20 protein-coding genes and 1 pseudogene are annotated in these 24,418 nt (G+C 70.3%); 5 read left to right on the forward strand and 16 right to left on the reverse strand.

Features of this window, described 5'->3' with window-relative positions:
- Positions 1-81: 81 nt before the first annotated feature.
- Positions 82-576: an NUDIX domain-containing protein gene (locus ACFVUT_RS35475; protein ID WP_389653046.1), complete on the reverse strand. Its 495-nt coding sequence runs from the start codon at positions 574-576 to the stop codon at positions 82-84.
- A gap of 132 nt (positions 577-708) precedes the next feature.
- On the opposite strand from ACFVUT_RS35475, the gene ACFVUT_RS35480 reads away from it, so the two are divergent.
- Positions 709-1,824 (forward strand): glycerate kinase, encoded by a 1,116-nt coding sequence (locus tag ACFVUT_RS35480; RefSeq protein ID WP_389653049.1) that lies wholly within the window; start codon positions 709-711, stop codon positions 1,822-1,824.
- Positions 1,825-2,020: 196 nt separating this feature from the next.
- Here ACFVUT_RS35480 and ACFVUT_RS35485 read toward each other — a convergent pair whose 3' ends face one another.
- The 3 genes from ACFVUT_RS35485 to ACFVUT_RS35495 form a co-directional block, all read right to left on the reverse strand.
- On the reverse strand, positions 2,021-2,521 hold the full coding sequence (locus ACFVUT_RS35485; RefSeq protein ID WP_389653052.1) for an SRPBCC family protein: 501 nt from the start codon (positions 2,519-2,521) through the stop codon (positions 2,021-2,023).
- Between the two features lie 128 nt (positions 2,522-2,649).
- The gene (locus ACFVUT_RS35490) at positions 2,650-3,609 is read right to left on the reverse strand and encodes an MASE1 domain-containing protein (RefSeq protein ID WP_389653055.1); all 960 of its coding nucleotides are present in this window, start codon (positions 3,607-3,609) and stop codon (positions 2,650-2,652) included.
- Between the two features lie 178 nt (positions 3,610-3,787).
- Positions 3,788-4,639 carry a PP2C family protein-serine/threonine phosphatase gene (locus tag ACFVUT_RS35495; RefSeq protein WP_389653058.1) on the reverse strand — a complete coding sequence of 284 codons (852 nt, stop codon included), beginning with the start codon at positions 4,637-4,639 and terminating at the stop codon, positions 3,788-3,790.
- 196 nt (positions 4,640-4,835) lie between these two features.
- Between ACFVUT_RS35495 and ACFVUT_RS35500 the strand changes: the two genes are divergently transcribed.
- Positions 4,836-5,867, forward strand: coding sequence for a zinc-binding alcohol dehydrogenase family protein (locus ACFVUT_RS35500; RefSeq protein WP_389653061.1), 1,032 nt, complete (start codon positions 4,836-4,838; stop codon positions 5,865-5,867).
- 121 nt (positions 5,868-5,988) lie between these two features.
- Here the strand turns inward: ACFVUT_RS35500 and pssA are convergent, their stop codons facing one another.
- From pssA to ACFVUT_RS35550, 10 genes and pseudogenes are all read right to left on the reverse strand, one after another.
- On the reverse strand, positions 5,989-6,810 hold the full coding sequence (pssA, locus tag ACFVUT_RS35505) for a CDP-diacylglycerol--serine O-phosphatidyltransferase (protein WP_389653424.1): 822 nt from the start codon (positions 6,808-6,810) through the stop codon (positions 5,989-5,991).
- Positions 6,811-6,832: 22 nt separating this feature from the next.
- Positions 6,833-7,480 (reverse strand): phosphatidylserine decarboxylase, encoded by a 648-nt coding sequence (locus ACFVUT_RS35510; protein ID WP_389653064.1) that lies wholly within the window; start codon positions 7,478-7,480, stop codon positions 6,833-6,835.
- Between the two features lie 181 nt (positions 7,481-7,661).
- Positions 7,662-8,867, reverse strand: a complete 1,206-nt coding sequence (locus tag ACFVUT_RS35515; protein WP_389653067.1) for an acyl-CoA dehydrogenase family protein — start codon at positions 8,865-8,867, stop codon at positions 7,662-7,664.
- Between the two features lie 2 nt (positions 8,868-8,869).
- Complete coding sequence (locus ACFVUT_RS35520) at positions 8,870-9,397, reverse strand: MaoC family dehydratase (RefSeq protein WP_389653070.1); 528 nt, start codon at positions 9,395-9,397, stop codon at positions 8,870-8,872.
- A gap of 2 nt (positions 9,398-9,399) precedes the next feature.
- Positions 9,400-10,419, reverse strand: coding sequence for an HpcH/HpaI aldolase/citrate lyase family protein (locus tag ACFVUT_RS35525; RefSeq protein WP_389653073.1), 1,020 nt, complete (start codon positions 10,417-10,419; stop codon positions 9,400-9,402).
- Positions 10,416-12,428: a protein meaA gene (locus ACFVUT_RS35530; protein WP_389653076.1), complete on the reverse strand. Its 2,013-nt coding sequence runs from the start codon at positions 12,426-12,428 to the stop codon at positions 10,416-10,418. Before ACFVUT_RS35530 ends, ACFVUT_RS35525 begins: the two co-directional genes overlap by 4 nt.
- Before the next feature lies 1 nt (position 12,429).
- The gene (ccrA, locus tag ACFVUT_RS35535) at positions 12,430-13,803 is read right to left on the reverse strand and encodes a crotonyl-CoA carboxylase/reductase (protein ID WP_389653079.1); all 1,374 of its coding nucleotides are present in this window, start codon (positions 13,801-13,803) and stop codon (positions 12,430-12,432) included.
- A gap of 286 nt (positions 13,804-14,089) precedes the next feature.
- Positions 14,090-14,301, reverse strand: a pseudogene (locus ACFVUT_RS35540) (hypothetical protein); the annotation flags it as partial.
- Positions 14,302-14,494: 193 nt separating this feature from the next.
- Positions 14,495-15,310, reverse strand: a complete 816-nt coding sequence (locus ACFVUT_RS35545) for a TetR family transcriptional regulator (protein ID WP_389653082.1) — start codon at positions 15,308-15,310, stop codon at positions 14,495-14,497.
- Between the two features lie 91 nt (positions 15,311-15,401).
- On the reverse strand, positions 15,402-17,183 hold the full coding sequence (locus ACFVUT_RS35550) for a 3-hydroxyacyl-CoA dehydrogenase family protein (RefSeq protein WP_389653085.1): 1,782 nt from the start codon (positions 17,181-17,183) through the stop codon (positions 15,402-15,404).
- Between the two features lie 332 nt (positions 17,184-17,515).
- On the opposite strand from ACFVUT_RS35550, the gene ACFVUT_RS35555 reads away from it, so the two are divergent.
- Positions 17,516-18,094 carry a HEAT repeat domain-containing protein gene (locus tag ACFVUT_RS35555; RefSeq protein ID WP_389653088.1) on the forward strand — a complete coding sequence of 193 codons (579 nt, stop codon included), beginning with the start codon at positions 17,516-17,518 and terminating at the stop codon, positions 18,092-18,094.
- Positions 18,095-18,216: 122 nt separating this feature from the next.
- Here the strand turns inward: ACFVUT_RS35555 and ACFVUT_RS35560 are convergent, their stop codons facing one another.
- Positions 18,217-19,821 (reverse strand): alpha/beta hydrolase, encoded by a 1,605-nt coding sequence (locus ACFVUT_RS35560; protein WP_389653091.1) that lies wholly within the window; start codon positions 19,819-19,821, stop codon positions 18,217-18,219.
- Positions 19,822-20,068: 247 nt separating this feature from the next.
- Positions 20,069-21,109 (reverse strand): Rv2578c family radical SAM protein, encoded by a 1,041-nt coding sequence (locus tag ACFVUT_RS35565; protein WP_389653093.1) that lies wholly within the window; start codon positions 21,107-21,109, stop codon positions 20,069-20,071.
- A gap of 148 nt (positions 21,110-21,257) precedes the next feature.
- Between ACFVUT_RS35565 and ACFVUT_RS35570 the strand changes: the two genes are divergently transcribed.
- Both ACFVUT_RS35570 and ACFVUT_RS35575 read left to right on the forward strand, forming a co-directional pair.
- Positions 21,258-21,701, forward strand: coding sequence for an SRPBCC family protein (locus ACFVUT_RS35570; RefSeq protein ID WP_389653096.1), 444 nt, complete (start codon positions 21,258-21,260; stop codon positions 21,699-21,701).
- A gap of 187 nt (positions 21,702-21,888) precedes the next feature.
- Entirely contained in the window at positions 21,889-24,366 is a 2,478-nt protein-coding gene (locus ACFVUT_RS35575) for an MFS transporter (RefSeq protein WP_389653098.1), read from the forward strand.
- Positions 24,367-24,418 lie beyond the last annotated feature (52 nt).

Here is a 24,418-nt window from a genome sequence, read left to right on the forward strand (position 1 = left end):
GGCCGAACGGTGCCGCGGACCGGCCCGTCCAGGAACTCAGCACGACCCGGGCCGTCTGCTCCGGCGTCTCGGGGCCGGGGGTCAGCGCGTCACCGGGCTGCCGTCCTCCAACTCCGCCGCTCCGCCACCGGAATCGAGCACATCCAGCGCCGCCTTCAGGCGCCGCGCGAGACCGCCGAGCAGGTAGCGGTCAAGATCCTCGCGCTCGACCAGGCGCCAGGACAGCAGCTCCTCCTCCTGGAGCCGGATGGCTTTCAGATCCGACTCGTCCAGCACGCCGCCGTCGTACAGGTACGCGGCGATCGGTGGCCGCCCGGGGCCGCGCGCCCAGTCGATCGCGAGCATCCGTCCCGGCTCCAGGTCGAGACCGATCTCCTCGACCGTCTCGCGCCGTGCGGCCTGACGCGGGCTCTCACCCTCGTCCGACTCGATCGTTCCGCCGGGAAGGGCCCAGCCGTCACGGTAGTTGGGCTCGACGAGCAGCACACGGCCGTGGACGTCCCGGAACACGGTGGCCGCGGCGGCGAGAACCCGGGGGAGTCCCGCGATGTAGGTGGCGTAATCGGTAGTGGTCACGTCGGCAGCGTAATAGGGGCCGAGCAGGTGCGACCACGGCTCTGGGCAGCGGGTATGTGCTGCGGATAGGGTCGGGGGCGGCGCGACTGCCTGTTCGAAAGCAAGGGAATCAAGGTGGCGGACGGAGCAGTGATGGAGACCGCACGCGTGCTCGTGGCGGCGGACAAGTTCAAGGGATCGCTCACGGCGGTACAGGTCGCGGAGCGGGTGACGACCGGGCTGCGGCGCGTCGTTCCCGGGGTGAGGGTCGAGACCTTGCCCGTGGCGGACGGCGGTGACGGCACGGTGGCGGCGGCGGTGGCCGCCGGGTTCGAGCGCCGGGAGGCCCGGGTGGCGGGGCCGCTCGGGGAACCGGTGACGGCGGCGTACGCGCTGCGCGGGACCACGGCGGTGGTGGAGATGGCCGAGGCGTCGGGCCTCCAGCACCTGCCCGCAGGAGTGTTCGCCCCGCTCACGGCCACGACGTACGGCTCCGGCGAACTGCTGGCCGCGGCACTCGACGCGGGCGCCCGGACGATCGTGTTCGGCGTCGGCGGCAGCGCGACCACGGACGGCGGCGCGGGCATGCTGGCCGCACTCGGCGCCCGTTTCCTGGACGCGGACGGCAAGCCCGTCGGCCCCGGTGGCGGTGGCCTCGCCGATCTGGCCGAGGCGGACCTCTCCGGCCTCGACCCGCGCATGGCCGAGGTGGACCTGATCCTCGCCAGCGACGTGGACAACCCGTTGACGGGCCCGAAGGGCGCGCCGGAGGTCTACGGGCGGCAGAAGGGTGCGACCGAGGACGACATTGCGATCCTCGACGCGGCACTCGCCCACTACGCGTCCGTCCTGGGCCGGGACCACGCCGGTCTGCCGGGAGCGGGTGCGGCGGGCGGCATCGGCTACGGGGCGCTGGTCGCCCTCGGCGCCCGGTTCCGTCCCGGCATCGAGGTCATGCTCGACGTCCTCGGCTTCGCGCCCGCGCTGGCACGCGCCACCCTCGTGATCACCGGCGAGGGGTCGCTCGACGAGCAGACTCTCCACGGCAAGGCCCCGGCGGGTGTGGCCGCGGCGGCGCGCGCCGCGGGCGTCGAGGTCGTCGCGGTCTGCGGGCGCCTCGCCCTGCCGCCCGAGGCCCTGGCCGGTGCGGGCATCAGCCGGGCGTACGCCCTCACGGACCTGGAACCGGACCCCGCGGTCTCGATGGCCCAGGCAGGACCCCTGCTGGAACGGGCGTCCGAGGCGCTCGCGCGCGACTTCCTGCTGTAGTCCGCCGCGGGCGTGACTCCCGTATACCGGACCGGCCCGGAGGCGGGCCCGTCCGGCGTCCGGGAGTCACGCCCGCGCCCCGGTTCCGCACAGTCCGGGCAGCGGCAGAAGTAGAGGCAAGGGCAGACGCAGACGCAGACGCACAGGCACGGGCACGCGGCGGAACCGGGCCGCGACCCCGCACCGACCCTCCGCGTCACTCCACCACGGGTGCCGGTCCCCGACCGTCGCTCGGGTCCGTGTCCGCATCGGCACTGTCCCCCTCGGTGAGCAGATCCGCCAGACACCGCAGCTCCACCGGCAGGTCACGACGCCACGCCATCGTCACGAACGGGGCAAGGATGATCATGCCGCCGTCCAGATGGGGCTTGACCGACATGTTGATCAGCGTTCCGCTACGGCTCGGGCTCAGCCGGAATTCGAGTTCCGGTGAGTGCCGGCCCAGCGGGGTCCACATGCACGCACCCCGGAAGGCCAGGTACTCGACGGGCGCGCTCGCGGTGCACGTGAGGCGGTGCACCCGTCGTCTGCCCGGGAACTTGCAGGTGTACTCATCGCCGATCTCCGTGCTCATCGGGCCCTCGATCACCTGATCTATGCTCGATGACCACACGGCCAGGTTCCGCGGATCCCGGAGAAACGAGAAGATCTCGTCGGCGGGGCGGGACACGTGGACATTCGCAGACACATGGGGCATGGCTCCACCTCTTACGGCGCCCGGCCGCCCGAGTTTCGGCGTCCGGTAGCCCTCGTCGCGGTGCCGTCGATCCTCAGCCTGCTTCGGATCGCGGGTCCGCGCACCCGTCGCAGGGCCGATGGAGTGATTCAGGTGTCCCGCTCCGCCACCTTCTCGGAGAGTTGCACGCAGAGCCGCTTGATTTCTTGGTAGGTGCGGTTCCGCTCGGCGACGACCGCCGCGAGGATCAGAGCCGTGAGTGAGACGGCTCCGTTGAACGCCTGGAGCGTGATCATGTTGGCGAGAAGACCGTGGTGGGCGAAGGGACCGGTCCCTCGCCCGGCGGCGAGGATCGCGAAGACGGACACGCCCACGGCGCAGCACGCGGCACCCGCCCGCTCGAAGCGGAAGGCCGACCAGATGAGGAACGGGAACGCGAGGAAGAGCAGGGAGGCGTTGAAGGTGTCGGTCGCCAGGACGGAAACGGTCGTCGTGCACGCCACCAGTGCGGCCGCCTCGGCCCACCTTCCCGGGCCGATGCCGTGCGGCCATCGGAACCTCCGGACGACGAGCAGCAAGGGTGTGACGACCATGACGCCCATGGCGTCACCCGTCCACCAGACCGACCAGGTCGGCCAGAACCCACCGGGCGGGAGCGTCCCCGCCAGGGCCAGGACGCCGGCGCCCACGCTCGCGCTGATGAGCATGCCGCTCAGCGCGCCGAGGAAGACCAGCGCCAGCGCGTCCTGTAAGCGGTCGACGTCGATGTGGAAGCCGGCACGGCGCAGCATCAGGAAGGAGCAGACCGGGGCGAGGGTGTTGCCGGCCGCGATGATCAGCACGGGCAGGACGGAAGGCCCGATGAGGATGTTGACCGAGAGGGCACCGAGCGCGATTCCGGGCCAGATCCGCAGACCGAACACGAGCAGCGCCGCGACCGCGATCCCGGTGGGTGGCCACAGTGGTGTGACCTGGCCGCGTACCAGCTGCTGGAGCAGCCCCAGGCGGGCCGTCGCGAAGTAGCAGGCGGCCACCGCGAGGATGGTCAGGCCCGTGGCCGCGTGCTGCCGGAGTTGTGCGCTGTCCACCACCAGAGCATCAGACACCACGCCGGGGCGTCCCGACCGGACAGGCACGCCGACACCACGCCGATGACACGGACGGACGGACCGCGTCCCGCCTCCGGCCGCGTTCCTGCCGTCAGCCCGCCGTTTGATGACGCAGACGGCCCGCGTCCCCGCCTCCGGCCGCGTTCCTGCCGTCGGCCGCCGCCGCCGTCGGCCGTCGTCAGCCGCCGTCCGGCCGTGGGCCGTCGTAGCGGACGACGAGGACGGCGGCGTCGTCCTCGTGTCCGGTCAGGTCCGCCACCCGGATCACGCGCGAGGCCAGTTCGCAGGGGTCGGCCCGGTCCGCCGTTCCGGCCAGCGTGCACACCGCGGCCAGTCCGTCGTCGATCGCGCAGGTCGGGCCTTCCACGACCCCGTCGGTCACCAGGACCAGATACCCGGGGCGTTTCATCCGCCGACGGGTCACGGGGTACAGCTGGCCTGCCATGATCCCGAGCGGAACGCCGCCGACGTCGAGCAGGATGCCCGCGTGGCCGTCGTCGGTGCCCCAGACGATCGGGACGTGCCCGGCGCGGGCGACGCAGAGCTCACCGCTCTCAGGGGCGATGCTCAGCAGACAGCAGGTCGTGAAAAGGTCGCAGCCCAGGGAGATGAGCAGATCGTTGGCGGAGGCCAGTACCTTCCCGGGGTCGCACGTGACACTGGCGAGTGCTCGGAGGCTGGCACGGGCCTCACCCATGAAGGCGGCGGCCTCCACGCCGTGCCCCTGCACATCGCCGATGGCGATCCCCGCCACCCCGTCCCTCATCGAGAACGCGTCGTAGAAGTCGCCGCCGACCGCCAGGCCGTCCTGAGAGGGCGTGTACCGGGCCGAGATCCGCAGGCCCGGGAAGACGGGCAGTTCGGCCGGGAGCATGTGTTCCTGGAGTGCTTTGCCCAGCTCCGCCCGGGCCCGCTGGAGCCTGATGTTGTCCAACGCCTGGTCGACCAGACGCCCCAGGGTGATGAGGAGTTCCTGGGTGTTGTCCGGTGTGCTGCGGTTGCGGTGCATATCGCCCCTTGGCGCCGTCATGCGCCCTTGTTGAAACCTTAGCCCTCCTGCCGGCTTCTGCGGAGCCACCTGTGGAACCGGCCGAAGCATCATGCCGGGGCCGGGCGCGGAGCCGTTCGGTCCGCTCTGCCGCCCGCTGTGTTCAGCCGCCCGGTTTGCTCACACGGGAGCGACGGGGCTGGTTGCCCCTCGGGCTCCGTCGCCGCACGCTGGACCTGTGGCTGTCTCCGAGTCCGCCCCGGCCGAGCAGAACGGCTGGGCCGTCCGGACACCCGGTCCGATCGGCACCGGGCCCTTGGCGCGCGTGCACCGCGAAATGCCGGCCCCCGGCCCCGGTGAGCTGCTGCTGAACGTGGAGGCGTGCGGTGTCTGCCGCACGGATCTCCATCTGGCCGAGGGCGATCTCCCGCCGCACCGGCCCTTCACCGTCCCCGGTCACGAGATCGTCGGCCGGGTTGCGGCCGTCGGCGACGGGGGCAGCGGCTTCCGCACCGGTGACCGCGTGGGGGGAGCCTGGCTGCGCGGGACGTGCGGGATCTGCCGGTACTGCCTGGGCGGCCGGGAGAACCTCTGCCCGCGGTCCACCTATACGGGATGGGACGCGGACGGGGGCTTCGCCGACACCGCGCTGGTCCCGGAGGCGTTCGCCTACCGCCTGCCGGAGGACCAGGACGCCGTCCGGCTCGCGCCTCTCCTCTGTGCGGGAATCATCGGCTACCGCTCGCTCCGGCGCAGCGCGCTGCCGGAGGGCGGACGGCTCGGTATCTACGGCTTCGGCGCTTCGGCGCACCTCACGGTCCAGGTGGCTCTCGCCGAAGGCGCCACCGTTCATGTGCTGACCCGCTCGGCCCAGGCACGCGCCCTCGCTCTGGACCTCGGTGCGGCGTCGGCGGGCGGTGCCTACGACCGTCCGCCGGAGCCCCTGGACTCGGCGATCCTGTTCGCCCCCGTCGGTGACCTGGTGCCGGTGGCGTTGGAGGCACTGGACCGGTCCGGCACGCTGGCCATCGCCGGGATCCATCTGTCGGACATCCCCGTGCTGAACTACCGACGCCATCTGTTCCAGGAACGCCAGCTGCGCAGCGTCACCTCGAACACGCGCGAGGACGGCCGCGCGTTCCTCGCCCTGGCCGGGCGCGTGGGCATCCGGGCCACGGTGACCCCTTATCCGCTCAGCGGAGCCGACCGGGCACTCGCCGATCTGGCGGGTGACCGGGTCAACGGGGCCGCCGTGCTCGTCCCCGGCTGAGCCGGGCTCCGCCCGTCCCGGGACGCGTACCTGACGCCGCCGACCGGGCCGCCCGCCCCATCACGCGGGAGAGCCCGGGTGCTGGGGAGCACCCGGGCCCTGTGACGCGTCTTCTGTGCTGTTACGGCAACTGCGCCGTACGGGCCTCACGCCGGTTGCCGCGGAAGGTGTTGACCCGTCGCGCGGTCGCGAAGAGCGGAATGACCGCCCCGAGGACCACCTGGAGCGCACAGCCGGTCTGGAGGAGCAGCTGCCCACCGGGGGCGTCGAACGCCCATGCGGCGAGGAGCCCCATCGCGGCCACGATCCAGCTGAGCATCGCCACCGCGAGGACGCCCCGCGGCTTCGGGTACTCGACCCGGCTGACCATCAGCCACGCCACTCCGACGATCGCGAGGAGCGTCGGCACGAAGGGCAGCTCCAGCAGCACGATCGAGATGACCGTGAGCGCTCCGAAGGGGCTCGGCATGCCCTGGAACATGCCGTCCTTCATCGTCACGCAGGAGAATCTGGCAAGTCTGAGCACCACCGCCAGCAGCACCACGATCGCCGCCAGCGCCGACACCCGCTGGTGGGCGTCGTCGGCGACCATGCCGTACACGAGGACGAAGTACGCCGGGGCGAGCCCGAAGCTGATCAGGTCCGAGAGGTTGTCCAGCTCGGCTCCCATCGGCGAGGAGCGCAGCTTGCGCGCCACGAGTCCGTCGAAGAGGTCGAACACGGCGGCCAGGAGCATGAGGATCACGGCGGTGGCCGCGGAGTGCCGGGCCATGCCGCTCTCGTCGCTGCCCGTGAGGTGCGGGATCAGGATTCCGGTGGTGGTGAAGTACACCGCCATGAAGCCGCACGTGGCGTTGCCGAGTGTGAGGGTGTCCGCTATCGACAGCCGCAGAGAGAGCGGCATGTCCTCGCCGGCTTCCTCCCCGGACTCCGCCTCGGGCACCCACGAGGTCTGTGTATCAGGATCAATCACGGTCAATTCGAGTCACCCCCGCGGTGGTGGCCTGACCGACCTCGACCGCCACTTCGACACCTTCCGGCAGGTAGATGTCGACCCGGGAGCCGAATCGGATCAGTCCGATGCGCTCGCCCTGCTCGACCTTCGTTCCCTGCGGGATGTAGGGGACGATGCGACGGGCGACCGCACCCGCGATCTGCACCATCTCGATGTCACCGAGTTCGGTGTCGAAGTGCCAGACAACGCGCTCGTTGTTCTCGCTCTCCTTGTTGAACGCCGGGACGAACCCGCCGGGGACGTGCTCGACCGAGGCCACTGTGCCGGCCAGGGGCGCACGGTTGACATGCACGTTCAACGGGCTCATGAAGATCGCGACGCGGGTGCGTCCGTCCTTCCAGGGCATGATGCTCTGCACCACGCCGTCGGCCGGCGAAATGACCCGGCCCTGAGTGATCTCGCGCTCGGGGTCGCGGAAGAACCACAGCATGCCCGCCGCGAGCGCGGTGGTGGGCACGGCCACCGCGGCCCAGCGTCCGGACCTGCGGGCCCGGGCGAGACTGAGCGCCGCGGTGGCGACGGTCGGGAGGAGCCACGGCGAAGCTCCACGCGCAAGGCGGACTCCGCCGCGCGGTGCAGAGGTTTGGCTGTCGGGCATGGATGACCTTCGTAGCGGATGATGCCGCGCTGGCAACGGGGGACGGCGGCTTTTCCGGCGATGTTAGCGGTTGCGGGCCGCAACTGGGCAAGCCAGCAGCCGAGTCGGACGGCTTGAAGGCACCACCTGAGGGTGACAGGGTGTGATCTTCTTCGCGGCCAAATCGCCTTGAAAGGGGCAATCAACCCTGGAACCGGTACTCCTCAAGGAGTCGGCGCCCAATGATCATTTTCTGGATCTCGGCGGTACCTTCACCGATCAGCAGCATCGGTGCCTCCCGGTAGAGGCGCTCGATTTCGTACTCCTTGGAGAAGCCGTAACCGCCGTGGATCCGGAAGGCGTCCTCGACGACTTCCTTGCAGTATTCGGAGGCGAGGTACTTCGCCATCCCTGCCTCCAGGTCATTTCGTTCACCGGAGTCCTTTTTGCGCGCTGCATTCACCATCATTGCATGGGCGGCCTCGACCTTGGTGGCCATTTCGGCCAGCTTGAACTGGATCGCCTGGTGCTGTGCGATCGGCTTTCCGAAGGTGTGACGCTGCTGGGCATAGGAAACCCCCAGCTCGAACGCACGCTGTGCGACGCCGCAGCCACGGGCGGCCACATTTACCCGGCCGACCTCGACCCCGTCCATCATTTGGTAAAACCCTCGGCCGGTGGTGCCGCCCAGCACTCGATTGGCTGGAATACGTAGCCCGTCCATGATGAGTTCGGTCGTATCGACACCCTTGTAACCCATTTTGTCGATTTTGCCGGGAATGGTGAGTCCGGGGTGGACCTCGCCGAAACCCGGCTCCTTTTCCACCAGGAATGTCGTCATCGATTTGTGCGGGGCGGTCCCGTCGGGGTGGCCTTCGTCACTCCGGCACAGCACCGCGACGAGCGAGGACGTGCCCCCGTTCGTCAGCCACATCTTCTGGCCGTTCAGGACGTACTCGTCGCCCTGTCTGACGCCCTTGGAGGTGATCGCCGAGACATCGGAACCCAGGGCCGGCTCGGACATCGAGAACGCGCCACGGACCTCGCCCAGGGCCATCCGCGGCAGGAACGTGTCCTTCTGCTCCTGAGTGCCGTGCTGTTTGAGCATGTAGGCCACGATGAAGTGCGTGTTGATGATTCCCGACACGCTCATCCAGCCGCGGGCGATTTCCTCCACGCACAGCGCGTAGGTGAGAAGCGACTCACCCAGACCCCCGTACTCCTCGGGAATCATCAGACCGAACAGGCCGAGCTCCTTGAGCCCCTCGACGATCTCGGTCGGGTACTCGTCACGGTGCTCCAGCCCGGTCGCGACCGGAATGATCTCCTTGTCGACGAAATCCCGGACCGTGGAGAGGATTTCCTGCTGGACGTCGGTGAGACCGGCGGTCTGGGCAAGTCGCGTCATGGCTACTTCTCCACGTTCTTCCGGGAAGGCTGGTCCGGGTCGGGACGGCCGGGCTGCTCCCCGCCGCGCTCCTTGATGTACGTCTCGGTGGGGACCATCACCTTGCGGCGGAACACGCAGACGAGCGTCCCGTCCTGCTTGTAGCCCCTGGTCTCCACGTACACGATTCCGCGGTCGCTCCTGGACTTCGACGGGGTCTTGTCCAGCACGGTCGTCTCGCCGTAGACCGTGTCGCCGTGGAAGGTGGGCGCGACATGCTTCAGCGACTCGACTTCGAGGTTGGCGATCGCCTTGCCGGAGACGTCCGGAACGGACATGCCGAGCAGCAGCGAGTAGACGTAGTTGCCGACGACGACGTTCTTGCCGAAGTCGGTCGTCCGCTCCGCGTAGTTGCTGTCCAGGTGGAGCGGGTGATGATTCATGGTCAGCAGGCAGAAGAGGTGGTCGTCGTACTCGGTGACCGTCTTCCCGGGCCAGTGCTTGTAGACCGCACCGACCTCGAACTCCTCAAAGGTGCGTCCGAACTGCATGATCAGACCTCCGGCGCTTCGAACTTGGAGGTGCGCTGCATACCGGCCGCGCGGCCCTTGCCCGCGACGACGAGCGCCATCTTGCGGCTGGCCTCGTCGATCATCTCGTCGCCGAGCATCGCCGAACCCTTCTTGCCGCCCTCCTCCGAGGTGCACCATTCATACGCGTCGAGGATCAGCTCGGCGTGGTCGTAGTCCTCCTGCGCGGGCGAGAACACCTCATTGGCGGCGTCCACCTGGCCGGGGTGCAGCACCCACTTGCCGTCGAAGCCCAGCGCCGCCGCACGTCCGGCGACCTCGCGGTACGCGTCCACGTCACGGATCTGGAGGAAGGGGCCGTCGATCGCCTGGAGGTCGTGCGTACGGGCCGCCATCAGGATGCGCATCAGGATGTAGTGGTACGCGTCCGCGCCGTACCCGGGCGGCTGCTGACCGACGACCAGGGTCTTCATGTTGATCGACGCCATGAAGTCGGCCGGGCCGAAGATCAGGGTCTCCAGGCGGGGCGACGCGGCGGCGATGTCGTCGATGTTCACCAGGCCCTTGGCGTTCTCGATCTGCGCCTCGATGCCGATCCTGCCGACCTCGAAGCCCATCGTCTTCTCGATCTGGGTGAGCAGCAGGTCCAGGGCGATGACCTGCTGGGCGTCCTGGACCTTCGGCAGCATGATGCAGTCGAGGTTCTGGCCGGCGCCCTCGACGACCGTGATGACATCGCGGTACGTCCAGTGCGTCGTCCAGTCGTTGACGCGCACGACCCGGGTCTTGCCCGTCCAGTCGCCGTTGTTCAGCGCGTCGACGATGGTGTGCCGGGCACCCTCCTTGGCCAGCGGCGCGCAGGCGTCCTCCAGGTCGAGGAAGACCTGGTCGGCCGGGAGGCCCTGGGCCTTCTCCAGGAACCGCGGGTTCGAGCCGGGCACGGCCAGGCACGAGCGGCGCGGACGCAGACGGTTCGTCACCTGCGTGGCGGACCCGCTCCCCGGAAGGCCGGCGGCGGGAGACGGGTGGGCGGACGGGGTCATGCGGGAACCTCCAGAGGGTCGAGCTTGTTCGCTTTCCGGATCTCGTCGACGATACGGCCGATGATCTCCGTGATACCGAAATCCTTCGGGGTGAACACGGCGGCGACACCGGCCCCGATCAGGGCCGCGGCGTCGGCGGGCGGAATGATCCCGCCCGCGATCACCGGAATGTCGGCGACGCCCGCCTCGCGCAGCCGGGTCAGCACATCGGGGACGAGTTCGGCGTGCGAACCGGACAGGATGGACAGACCGACGCAGTGCACGTCCTCGGCGAGAGCGGCCGAGACGATCTGCTCGGGGGTCAGCCTGATTCCCTGGTAGACGACCTCGAAGCCGGCGTCACGGGCCCGTACGGCGATCTGTTCGGCGCCGTTGGAGTGTCCGTCCAGGCCGGGCTTGCCGACCAGCAGCCGCAGCCGCCCGACGCCCAGGTCGGCCGCGGTGCGGGCCACCTTCTCCCGGACCAGGGCGAGCGGTGTGCCGGCCTCGGCGGTGACCGCTACCGGCGCCGACGAGACGCCCGTCGGTGCCCGGTACTCGCCGAAGACGTCACGCAGGGCCCAGGCCCACTCGCCGGTGGTGACACCCGCGCGGGCGCACTCCACCGTGGCTTCCATCATGTTCTCGGTGCCCGCGGCTGCCTTCTTGAGCACGGCCAGGGCGTCGGTGGCGCGGGCCTCGTCGCGGTTGTCGCACCACTCGTGGAGGGCGGAGACGACCTTGGCCTCATTGGCGGGGTCGACCGTCATGATCGCCGCGTCGAGGTCCGCGGTGAGCGGGTTCGGTTCCGTCGCCCCGTAGATGTTGACGCCGACGATCTTCTCGTCGCCGCCCTCGATGCGGGCCCGCCGGGCGGCGTGCGAGGAGACCAGCTCGGACTTCAGATAGCCGGACTCGACGGCCGCCATGGCGCCGCCCATCCGCTGGATGCGGTCGATCTCGGCGAGTGACTCGTCGACCAGCTCGCCCACCTTCGCCTCGATGACATGGGATCCGGCGAAGATGTCCTCGTACTCCAGCAGATCGCTCTCGTGCGCGAGAACCTGCTGAATGCGCAGCGACCACTGCTGGTCCCAGGGCCGGGGGAGCCCCAGCGCCTCGTTCCAGGCGGGCAGCTGGACGGCGCGGGCGCGGGCGTCCTTGGACAGGGTGACGGCCAGCATCTCCAGGACGATGCGCTGGACGTTGTTCTCCGGCTGCGCCTCGGTCAGGCCGAGCGAGTTGACCTGGACGCCGTAGCGGAAGCGGCGCTGCTTGGCATCGGTGATGCCGTACCGCTCACGGGTGATCCGGTCCCAGATGCGGCCGAAGGCGCGCATCTTGCACATCTCCTCGATGAAGCGGACGCCCGCGTTCACGAAGAAGGAGATCCGTGCGACCACAGCGCCGAACTTCTCCTCGGGCACCTGCCCGGAGTCGCGTACGGCGTCCAGGACCGCGATGGCCGTCGACAGGGCGTACGCGATCTCCTGGACGGGAGTGGCTCCCGCCTCCTGCAGGTGGTAACTGCAGATGTTGATCGGGTTCCACTTCGGGATGTGGTTGACCGTGTACGTGATCATGTCGGTGGTCAGCCGCAGGGAGGGGCCGGGCGGGAAGACGTGCGTCCCGCGCGAGAGGTACTCCTTGACGATGTCGTTCTGCGTGGTGCCCTGGAGCCTGCCGATGTCCGCGCCCTGCTCCTCCGCGACCACCTGGTAGAGCGCCAGCAGCCACATGGCGGTGGCGTTGATCGTCATCGAGGTGTTCATCTGCTCCAGGGGGATGTCCTGGAACAGCCGGCGCATGTCACCGAGGTGCGACACGGGCACACCGACCCGGCCGACCTCGCCGCGGGCGAGGACGTGGTCGGGGTCGTACCCGGTCTGCGTCGGCAGGTCGAAGGCGACGGACAGGCCCGTCTGACCCTTGGCGAGGTTGCGCCGGTACAGCTCGTTGGACGCCTCGGCGGTGGAGTGGCCGGCGTACGTCCGCATGAGCCACGGGCGGTCCTTCTGGCGGCCTGTCATGTCAGACACCCCGGCTGTGCTCGCCGGTCCGCTCCGCCGACGCGCCACGGAACAGGTTGATGGCGTCGACGTGCTTCTCGCGCAGCTCGTGGTCGCGCACGCCCAGACCCTCGCGGGGGGCCAGCGCCAGCACGCCGACCTTGCCCTGGTGGACGTTGCGGTGGACGTCGTGCGCGGCCTGGCCGGTGTCCTCCAGGGAGTAGACCTTCGACAGCGTCGGGTGGATCCTGCCCTTGGCCACGAGGCGGTTGGCCTCCCATGCCTCGCGGTAGTTGGCGAAGTGCGAGCCCACGATCTTCTTCAGCGACATCCACAGGTAGCGGTTGTCGTACTCGTGCTGGTAGCCGGACGTCGAGGCGCAGGTGACGATCGTGCCGCCCTTGCGGGTCACGTAGACCGAGGCGCCGAACGTCTCGCGGCCCGGGTGCTCGAAGACGATGTCCACGTCTTCCCCGCCGGTGAGTTCACGGATGCGCTTGCCGAAGCGCTTCCACTCGCGCGGGTCCTGGTGGTGCTCGTCCTTCCAGAACGCGTAGCCCTCGGCGCTGCGGTCGATGATCGCCTCGGCGCCCATCTTCCGGCAGATGTCCGCCTTCTGCTCGCTGGAGACGACGCAGACCGGGTTGGCGCCACCCGCCAGGGCGAACTGCGTGGCGTAGGAACCGAGTCCGCCGCTCGCGCCCCAGATCAGCACGTTGTCGCCCTGCTTCATGCCGGCGCCGTTGCGTGAGACGAGCTGGCGGTATGCGGTGGAGTTGACCAGGCCCGGGGCCGCGGCCTCCTCCCAGCTGAGGTGCTGCGGCTTCGGCATGAGCTGGTTGGACTTGACGAGCGCGATCTCCGCGAGGCCGCCGAAGTTGGTCTCGAAGCCCCAGATGCGCTGCTCGGGGTCGAGCATCGTGTCGTTGTGACCGTCCGAGGACTCCAGCTCGACCGAGAGGCAGTGGGCGACGACCTCGTCGCCCGGGTGCCAGGCGTTGACGCCGGGCCCGGTGCGCAGGACGACGCCCGCGAGGTCGGAGCCGATGATGTGGTACGGCAGGTCGTGGCGCTTGGTGAGCTCGCTGAGCTTTCCGTAGCGCTCCAGGAAGCCGAAGGTGGAGAGGGGCTCGAAGATCGAGGTCCAGACGGAGTTGTAGTTCACCGAGCTGGCCATGACGGCGACCAGTGCCTCGCCGGGGCCGAGTTCGGGCACCGGCACCTCGTCGAGGTGCAGCGACTTGCGGGGGTCCTTGTCGCGGGTTTCGAGCCCGGCGAACATCTCCGTCTCGTCCTTGTGCACGGTCACCGCGCGGTACGACTCGGGAATGGGCAGGGCCGCGAAATCCGCGGCGGTGCTGTCCTGCGATTGGATCGCGTCCAGGATGTCCTTCACGGTGTGCCTCCGGCGGATGAGGGCGCTGAGGGAACGCTGGGGGATCCCTGCGAGCAGAGGGGGAGCTGTGCGGTGTGGAGGTGCTGCCGTCGGTTCGGCTGGTGAGGCTGCGGTTCGCTCTGTGGAGCAGAAGGGTTTGCCTGTGACGCAGGCGTCCGGGCGCGCGGGCACATGGCTTGCGGGGACAGCCGGCGTACGTGAGGTCTCAGCACGCCGGCCGCCCGGACCACTTCAACGTATGGCACTCTGTGACACCTTGCAAGGCACTCGGTGCCATCAATTTCTCTCACCTGTCACCCAGTGGGCACGCATGAGCGATATGAGGGGTGTTCTGGGCGGTTTCTCCCCGTGGATGGGGTCGGTGCGAGAGCCGGTACACGTACGGAGTCGTGGGGTGCTCAGGGCCGGGAAGCCGAGGCGTCGCAGGATCGGGCGGCTTCGATCGGAGGCGTCGGCCTGAAGATAACCGCCGCCGCGCTCCGCCGCGACGCGGGCGCGGCAACCGGGGCCGCTCGGCCCGGGGCGAGCGGCGAGGGCCAGGGCGGGGGCGACGGGGGCGGGGCGACGGGCGAGCGGCTCGCGGGGCCGCACGGGCCTGTGGGGCCGCCCGAGGGGCCCACAGGCCCGTGGGGCGGCCGGGGCGGGCCGGGTCCGTTCCCGGGCGCGCGGGAACGGACCCGCCCGCCCTCGTTCAGTGCTGCTTGAGCGCCTGCTGAATCGTGTGCATCACTTCGTCGAGCGGCGCGTCCGTCCGCGCCACCGCGACCAGTACCCGGTCCTGGGCGGTCACCGACGCGGCCGGCTGCTTCGCCGGTTCGGTGCCGACGATCCGGCCCGCCCCGATACCGGTCCCGAACGTGTCGCGGACGATCGCGAAGGCGTGGTCGAGCTGGGCCTCCACATCGCCCTCGCCGCCCGCCCGCAGCCAGCGGCGCAGCACATGGTTGTGCGCGGTGACGACGGCGGATGCCGCGACCTCCGCGAGCAGCGGGTCATCGTTGCCGACATGGTGGTCGCGCTCGTCGAAGTGGCCCAGCAGATAGCGCGTGAACAGCCGCTCGTAGCGGGCCACCGAGGCGATCTCGGCCTCACGCAGCGTGGGAACCTCACGGGTCAGTTTGTAGCGGGCCACGGAGACCGCGGGCTTCGCCGCGTACATCTTCATGACTTCCTTGATGCCGCGGCACACCGTGTCGAGCGGATGCTCGTGCGCGGGGGCGGCGTTGAGGACGGCCTCGGCCCTGACGAGAGTGTCGTCGTGGTCCGGGAAGATCGCCTCTTCCTTGGAGCGGAAGTGCCGGAAGAAGGTTCGCCGGGCGACTCCCGCGGCGCCCGCGATCTCGTCGACCGTCGTTGCCTCGTATCCCTTCGTGGCGAAGAGTTCCATGGCGGCGGCGGCCAGCTCGCGGCGCATTTTGAGCCGTTGGGCGGCGGCGCGGGTGCCTGCGGCACTCTCCGGGGCATCGGACGCGGCGGAGGCACGGGCTGACCTGGCAGGCTGGGACATGGTGTGAACGTACTGCATCGGTGCGGGTGATGGTGCCCGTGGGGGCGGGCTGCCCGAAGGTTCGAGCAGCCCGCCCCATCCTGCTCCCGGCTCAGCGCCGGGCATGTTCGCGGAAGCCGCGCCCGGTCTTGCGACCGAGGCAGCCCGCGGCCACCAGGTGCTCCAGCAGCGGCGCCGGAGCCAGCCCCGGGTCGCGGAACTCGTTGTGCAGCACCTTCTCGATGGCGAGCGAGACGTCGAGGCCGACGACGTCGAGGAGTTCGAACGGGCCCATCGGATAGCCGCCGCCCAGCTTCATCGCGGCGTCGATGTCGTCGAGGCTCGCGTAGTGCTCCTCGACCATCTTGATCGCGTTGTTGAGGTACGGGAACAGCAGCGCGTTCACGATGAACCCGGCCCGGTCCCCGCAGTCCACCGGGTGCTTGCCGACCTCGGCGCACACGTCCCGGACGGTGGCGTGGACATCGTCGGCGGTGAGCACCGTACGGACGACCTCGACCAGCTTCATCGCGGGCGCCGGGTTGAAGAAGTGCATCCCGATGACGTCCTGCGGGCGCGAGGTGGCGCGCGCGATCGCCACGACCGGCAGTGACGAGGTGGTGGTGGCGAGCACCGCACCCGGCTTGCAGACCTTGTCCAGCGTCCCGAACAGCTGCTGCTTGACCGACAGGTCCTCGGCGACCGCCTCGACCGCGAGATCGACATCGGCGAGGGCGTCCGGCGAGTCTGCCGCGGTGATCCGGGCCAGGGTCTCGTCCCGCGCCTCGGCGGTCAGCCGTCCCTTGGTGACGGAACGCGCCAGCGACGCGGCGATCCGGCCCTTCGCCGCGTCCGCCTTCTCCTGGCTGCGGGCCGCGAGCACCACGTCGTAACCGGCCTTCGCGAAGACCTCGGCGATCCCCGAGGCCATCGTCCCGGAGCCCGCGACGCCCACCGACCGCACCGCGCGACCGCCGGCCGCCGACGCCGCCTCCCCAGGGGTGTGCGCGTCCGGCACCACGGTCTGGCTGCCGGGCTCCGCGTACGCGTAGAAGCCGCGGCCCGACTTGCGGCCGGTCAGCCCCGCCTCGCTGAGCTGCCTGAGGACGGGGGCCGGGGCGTGCAGCCGGTCCCGCGACGCGGAGTACATCGCCTCCAGCACGGTGCGGGCGGTGTCGATCCCGATCAGGTCGAGCAGGGCGAGCGGGCCCATGGGCAGGCCGCAGCCCAGCTTCATCGCCGCGTCGATGTCCTCACGCGAGGCGTAGTTCGCCTCGTACATCGCCGCGGCCTGGTTGAGGTACCCGAACAGCAGCCCGTCGGCGACGAAGCCCGGCCGGTCGCCGACCGCGACCGGCTCCTTGCCCAGACTGCGCGCCAGATCGGTGACCGCCGCGACGGCCGGTGGCGCGGTCAGCACCGAGGAGACCACCTCGACCAGCTTCATCGCGGGCGCCGGGTTGAAGAAGTGCAGGCCGAGCACGCGCTCGGGGTGCTGCGATTCGGCGGCGAGCCGGGTCACCGACAGGGCGTTGGTGCCGGTCGCCAGGATCGCGGTGGGGGAGACGATCGCGTCGAGCTCCCGGAAGACCTGCTGCTTGATCTCGTACGACTCGGGCACGACCTCGATGACCAGCTCCGCCTCCGCGGCGGCCCGGAGGTCGCCGAAGGTACGGAACCGGGCGAGGGCGTCGCCGCGCTCCTGCTCCGTGATCCTCCCGCGCCGCACGGCGCGCGCGGTCGTGGCTTCCAGGGCGGCGACGGCCTGACGGGCGGCCGCGTCGCTGATGTCGATACCGATGACCTCGTGGCCGGCGCGGGTCAGGACTTCGGCGATGCCGGTGCCCATGGTGCCGAGACCGACGACGGCGATGGTGCTGAGCGGGATGTCCATCACGGGACTCCAGAGAATGAGTGACGACTGAGAGGAGGCACGGCGCGCGCCGAACGGGCGCAGGGCGTGCGGGAATTGCGTGTCGTGGTGCTCAGGACCCGGGCGCGAAGGGCGCGTCCGGACCGGGAAGGGGCGACGGACTCTGTCCCGGAGTCACGTCTCGCGAAGCTGCCGAACCGACAAGCACTCCGGGTGGCTGCGTCACCAGGCCACCGGAGCCGACGGGAGTGTGTCCCGCTCACATGAGCTTAACCGGTGGGTAACGAGCGCGCCAGCCCCGCGTTGCTGTGGTCCGGCTCACACACACGGTCATCGCCGATACGCTGAGGGTCATGGACGAGGAGTTCCGGTCGCTGACGGACCGGCTGACGGACGAGGCGGGGGAGTCGGCGGCCTTCCGCGGACTGCTCGCCACCGACGACAACGAGGAACTGGCCCGCGTCCTCGTGGAACGAGATCGCCCGCTCTGGGCGCGGGAGCTCGCCGCCTTCCGGCTCGGCTGCGACGGCGACCGGCGGGCCTTCGAGGCGCTGGTCCTGCTGCTCAACCACCGCGACCCGGAGCGCTGCGTCAGCGCCGCCCACGCCCTGGTGCGCCTGGCGGATCCCCGTACACCCCGGGCCGCCGCCGCGCTGGCGACGAACCCCCTGCGCACCGCGTACGCCCTGCAGCCGGTGCTCCTGCTCACGGCGCTCCGGGCCCCGGAGTCCGTGCCGGCGCTGATGAGCACGCTGGGGCGCCTGCTGACCCCGGACGATCCGCACTGGCGGGTCGCGCTCGCCTGCGTGGAAGGGCTCGGACAGCTCGGGGGCCAGGAGGCCCGCCCGGTTCTGGAGGCAGCGCTGCCGCATCCGCGCCTGGGCGGCGCGGCGCGGGACGCCCTCAGCCGACTGCGGGCACGGGAGGGCTGAGGGGGTGCACGTACCGGACCATCGGGTACCGGACCGGGAATGGTCCGCGACGCCGTACGGGCCGTCCTGACACCTGGCCAGGACGGCCCGCACGCGAATCGGGCCTCGGGCCCGGCGGGGTGTCAGCCGCGGAACCCGAGCAGGCTGTGCAGGACGCTGCCCCGGGTGACGGAATCCGTCCCGTGGACGGACTTCGCCGCAGCCCGGTCGGTCAGCGGCTGCGGATCGGGGGACTTGGCGCAGACCGCGTCCGCCTCCGCTCCACCGCCCTTGCCGCGCGGGACGGTGCCGTCGGCGAGGTAGTCCGCCAGATAGGTGTCCAGGCAGTCGTTGCCGCTCAGCGTGATGCCGTGATTGCCGCCGCCCTGCTCGACGACCAGGCGGGAGCCGCGCAGCCTGCGGTGGAGGGTGACTCCGCCCTCGTACGGCGTGGCCGCGTCCTCGGTGGCCTGGAAGAGCAGCACCGGCGGCAGGCCGCTGTTGGAGACGCGCACCGGGTTCAGCGGCTCCACCGGCCAGTCGGCGCACGGCGCGTTGTACCAGGTGTTGTTCCAGGTGAAGAAGGGTGCCTTGGCCTGTACGTTCCAGCTGTCGTTGCGCCAGATGTTCCACGGGCGGGGCCACTCGGTGTCGCGGCACTGCACGGCCGAGTAGACCGAGTACCCGTTGTCGCCCTCCGCGTCGACCGCGCCGAACCTCTGGTACGCCTTGATCAGCGCGTTCTCGTCGTGGTCGTTCACATACGCCGCGAACGCCTCCGCCAGGTGGGGCCAGTAGCCGTTGTAGTAGCCGCCGGGCAGGAACGTGTCCTCCAGCTCGCTCGCCCCGACCTTCCCGCCCGCGGGGCGCGCCTTGACGGCCGCCCGCATCGCGTACCAGGCGGCCTCGACCTCCGCCGGATCGCTGCCGAGCCGGTACGCGCTGTCATGCTTCGCCACCCAGGCGGCGAACGCCTTGTGGCGGGCGTCGAAGGCGTAGTTCTGGCCGATGTTGTCGTCGTACCAGACGCCCTCCGGGTCGACGTTCGAGTCCAGCACCAGACGCCGCACCCGCTCCGGGAACAGCTTGGCGTACACCGCGCCGAGGTAGGTCCCGTACGAGTAGCCGAAATAGTTGATCTGCTGTGAGCCGGTCGCCCGCCGGATCACGTCGAGGTCCTTGGCGGCACTGACGGTGTCCATGTACGGCAGCAGATCCGGGTACTTGCGCCCGCACGCCTCGGCGAACGAACGGGCCCGGTTCCGGTTCGCCTCCTCGACGCCGGCCGAGTCCGGCACCGAGTCGGGACGCGGCGGCTCGAAGTACTTCGGTACGCAGTTCAGCGCCGGCTCGCTCTTCCCGACGCCGCGCGGGTCGAACCCGATCACGTCGTACTGCGCGGCAATCGCCTTCGGCAGCGAGGACGCCACGAAGCCGGCCATCGACAGGCCGCTGCCCCCGGGGCCGCCCGGGTTGACGAACAACGGGCCCTGGAAGGCCTTCGCCGTGTGCGGGATCCGGGACAGGGCGAGGGTGATGTGCCGACCCGACGGGTCGTCATGATCGAGTGGTGTGCTGACCGATGAGCACTGGAGCCTCGGGTACGACTTGGTGGCGCAGTCGGTCCAGGTGAGCCGGTCCGCCGCGCGCCGCACTCCGGTGTCGGCGGTTGCCGGAACCGGAGTGGCGGTCACCAGACCGGCGACCGTCGCCCCGGCTGCGAGCAGAATTGCTGGACGTTTCGTCATATGGCCTCCCGTGGTGGGGGAACGCGGCTGCGTGGGGCGCAGCCCCCGCGGCATGCTCCCCGCATTCCCGCCCGGTAGGACCTGTTCCGGTGAGAGTTGACCCATTTGCCCGCTCGGGAGGCGGGGTGCGGTGTGCTCGTTCGGGAAGTGCGGGGCCGTCCCGCCCTGCACGCCTGGATCGTCCCGCCCCCGGACGGGCGGATCGTCCTCGTGCCTGTGGGTCACCCCGCCCCCGGACGGGCCGGGGTCAGAGCAGGGAGAGCTGGGTGGGCTCGGAGCCGTCGGCCGGCGACCGCCGCTCCCGGCGCACGGGGAGCCGGCGGGCCGAGCCGCGATGTGAGGGGCCGATACCGAACTCGGTCGCCAACTCGTGGACGTGGCGCGTGATGCGCCGCTGGTACCACGTGGGAGCGTAGGCCCCCTCGGCGTAGAGCCGCTCGTAGCGCCGCACCAGATGGGGGTGGTGCTGCCCGAGCCACTGCATGTACCACTCCCGGGCACCCGGCCGCAGGTGGAGGACGAGCGGCGTCACCGAGGTCGCCCCGGCGGCGGCGATCGCCCGGACCGTGGCGCGCAACTGGTCCGGGTGGTCGCCGAGGAACGGGATGACGGGCGCCATCAGCACGCCGCAGTCGATGCCGTTCCGGCTCAGCGTGCGGACGGCGTCGAGGCGGCGCCCGGGGGAGGGTGTGCCCGGCTCCACGGTGCGCCACAACCCCTCGTCGATGAAGCCGACCGAGACCGAGATGCCGACTTCGGTGACCTCGGCCGCCTGCCGCAGCAGCTCCAGATCGCGCAGAATCAGTGTTCCCTTGGTCAGGATCGAAAAGGGGTTGGCGTGATCGCGCAGCGCCTCGATGATGCCGGGCATCAGCCGGTAAAGGCCCTCGGCGCGTTGGTAGCAGTCGACATTGGTCCCCATCGCGATGTGTGCGCCGTGCCAGCGGCCGGACGCGAGGCGGTCGCGCAGCAGCTCCGGGGCGTTGACCTTGACGACGATCTGCGAGTCGAAGCCGGTTCCGGTGTCGAGGTCCAGATAGCTGTGGGTCTTGCGGGCGAAGCAGTAGACGCAGGCGTGTGTGCAGCCCCGGTACGGGTTGACGGTCCACTCGAACGGCATCCGGGATGCGCCCGGCACCCGGTTCACGATCGAGCGGGCCCGGATCTCGTGGAAGGTGATGCCCCGGAACTCGGGGGTATCGAACGTGTGCGAGGTCACCGCGTCCGCGGCGAAGAGCGCGCCGGACCCGGCCTCGCGGGTGTTCTCGACCAGATTCTCCCAGCGCATGGACGCCTCCTCGGTAGCTCTGGAGCGAGAATAGAACACATGTTCCCTTGATCGTTTTCTCCCCTTCGTCCCCGGCCGGATTTTGAGCCGCGTCCCGGAGATGGTTGGCTCGGTGCACCCGGAACAACCGAGTGCTGGAGGAACAGCCATGGCGCAGGTCGAGGCCACGACAGAGCGAGTCATCGCGGCGGACGCGGAGACGGTGTTCGACGCGCTGGCCGACTACGGGGAGACCCGGGGCAAGGTGCTGCCCGGGCAGTTCAGCGAGTACGAGGTGCGTGAGGGCGGTGACGGCGAGGGCACCCTCGTCCACTGGAAGCTCCAGGCCACCAGCAAGCGGGTGCGCGACTGCCTGCTGGAGGTCACCGAGCCCGACGACGGCCGGCTCGTCGAGAAGGACCGCAACTCCTCGATGGTCACCACCTGGACGGTCACTCCGGCCGGCGAGGGCAGGTCGAAGGCCGTCGTGTCGACCGTCTGGAACGGTGCCGGGGGCATCGGCGGATTCTTCGAGAAGACCTTCGCGCCCAAGGGACTTGGGCGGATCTACGACGAGCTGCTGCAGAACCTGGCGGCCGAGGTCGAGAAGTAGCCCCACCCTGCTGTGATCGGCCTCACCGGTTCGGGTGGTCTTCTCGGCCCCTCGGTAGTGCGCCGTAGTGCCTCCCACCGGGGGCTAAGCCCCCTGAGTGCGCCGTCAGCGCCCCCCGTCGCGTTTGCCCTCCCTTGTCGCTCGATGCGAGAAATGGGCGGCGCAGATGCGACGAGGGGAGTGGCGCGTGGTGGGTGGGATCTCTCTGCTGGAGGACGAACCGAACGGTGCGGCGGGTGCCGAGGCGGCGGAAGCACCGCCGTCCCCGCCCCCTGACGGTAAGGCGACGGGCGAGGCGGAAGCGGCGTCGGCCCCTGCCGCGCCCACCGCCGTACCGGAGACCAGCCCCCCTCACATCCGGCTCATCTTCCTCGGGCTGATGCTCACCCTGCTGCTCGCGGCGCTCGACCAGATGATCGTCGCCACCGCACTGCCCAAGATCGTCGGCGAGCTGCACGGCCTGGAGAAGATGTCCTGGGCCGTCACCGCGTACCTCCTCGCCTCCACGATCGGGCTGCCGATCTACGGAAAGCTCGGCGACCTCTTCGGCCGCAAGGGCGTCTTCCAGTTCGCGATCGTCGTCTTCGTCATCGGCTCCGCCCTGGCCGGCTGGTCCCGCACCATGGACGAGCTGATCGCCTTCCGCGCCGTCCAGGGCATCGGCGGCGGCGGGCTCATGATCGGTGTCCAGGCGATCATCGCGGATGTCGTGCCGCCCAGGGAACGCGGCCGGTTCATGGGACTCATCGGCGCGGCATTCGGCCTCGCGTCCGTCGCGGGCCCGCTGCTCGGCGGCTTCTTCACCGACCACGCCTCCTGGCGCTGGTGCTTCTACATCAACGTGCCGTTCGGCCTGGTCACGCTCGCCGTCATCACCGTCGTCCTGAAGCTTCCCAAGCCCACCGTCCGGCCCCGCCTCGACATCCTCGGCGCGCTGCTGCTCGCCGCCGCCTCCACCTGCCTGGTGCTGCTGACCAGCTGGGGCGGTACGGAGTACGCCTGGGGCTCGCCCACCATCCTGGGGCTCGGCGCCGGAGCCGCCGGTACGGCCCTGCTGTTCGTCGTCGTCGAGCAACGGGCCGCCGCACCGATCATTCCGCTGCGTCTGTTCCGTGACTCGGTCTTCAACGTCACCTCCTTGGTCGGCGCGGTCGTCGGGGTCGCGCTGTTCGGCGCCGCCAGCTACCTGCCGACGTTCCTGCAGATGGTCGACGGCGCCACGGCCACGGAATCGGGACTGCTGATGCTCCCGATGATGGGCGGCGTCGTCGTTGCGTCCATCGTCTCCGGTCAGCTGATCTCCCGGACGGGCCGGTACCGCATCTACCCGTTGGCCGGCGGCGCCGTCTCCGTGCTCGGCATGCTGTTGCTCTCCCGGCTCGAAACCGACACCCCGCGCCTCGAATACGGCATCGCGCAGGCCGTGCTCGGCACCGGGATCGGCCTGGTCATGCCGGTACTGGTGCTCGCCGTGCAGAACTCCGTGAAGCCGGCCGACATCGGCGCCGCCACCAGCGCCCACAACTACTTCCGGCAGATCGGCGGCAGCGTCGGCGCCGCCGTCTTCGGGACACTCTTCGCGGGCCGCCTCGCGGACGCGCTCGCGGTCCGACTGCCGTCCGGCGTCGACCTCCCCGACCCCGAATCGATCACCCCTCAGCTGGTCCACGCCATGGATCCCGCGCTGCGCGACAGCTACATCCAGGCGTACGCCGACGCGATGCCGCGCATCTTCCTCTACCTCGTGCCGGTGCTCGCGCTCGGCCTGTTCCTCGCCTTCTTCCTCAAGGAGAAACCGCTGGTGTCCTCTCACAGTCCCGAGCCCGCTGCCGAAACCGCGCCGATCCCCACCGCCCGCACCACCGCTGCCCCTGCCGCCGCCGCCCCACCGCCGACCGTGTACCTGTCGGGCGTGCCGGTGTGCGGCAGCGTCCAGCATCCCGACGGCACGAAGGTCCCGCGTGCCGCCCTCACCCTCATCGACGTCCAGGGACAACAGGTCGGAAGGGGTGCGAGCGCGGACGACGGGCGGTACGCGCTGAGCGTGCCCGGAGGGGGCTCCTACGTCCTCATCGCGGCGGCGGGCGGCCACCAGCCGCAGGCCGTCAGCGTCACCGTGGGCGAACGGCCCGTCGAGCTCGATGTGGTCCTCGGCGGCGCCGGACGCCTGGCCGGGACCGTCGTCACCGCCGACGGCATCCCGGTGCGCGATGCCGCCGTCACCCTCACCGATGTGCGGGGCGAGGTGGTCGCCTCCACCCGCACCGGCCGCGAAGGCGGCTATGTGATCACGGAGTTGGTGGCCGGCGAGTACACCCTCGCCGCCAGCGCCCCCGCCTTCCGGCCCGCCGCGCTGCCGGTGAGCGTGCAGGCCGCCAGGGAGACCCGGCAGGACATCGAGCTGGCCGGTGGAGCGGTGCTGCGCGGGGTCGTACGGGCGAGCGGCGGCCGGCCCGTCGAGGACGCCCGGGTCACGCTCCTGGACGCGGCGGGCAACGTGGTCGACACGCTCACCACCGGGCCCGACGGCGCCTTCCGGTTCGTGGACCTGTCCAGCGGTGAGTACACGGTGATCGCGGCCGGGTACCCGCCGGTGGCCACCGTCCTCCAGGTCGCGGGTGGCGGACGTACCGAACGCGATCTCCAACTGGGGCACGAGGACTGACCGTCCTCGTCCGCCAGGGTGCCGGGCCGGCCGGAGCCTCACCGGCCGGCCC

This window comes from Streptomyces sp. NPDC058051 (assembly GCF_042885475.1).
Taxonomy (GTDB): domain Bacteria; phylum Actinomycetota; class Actinomycetes; order Streptomycetales; family Streptomycetaceae; genus Streptomyces.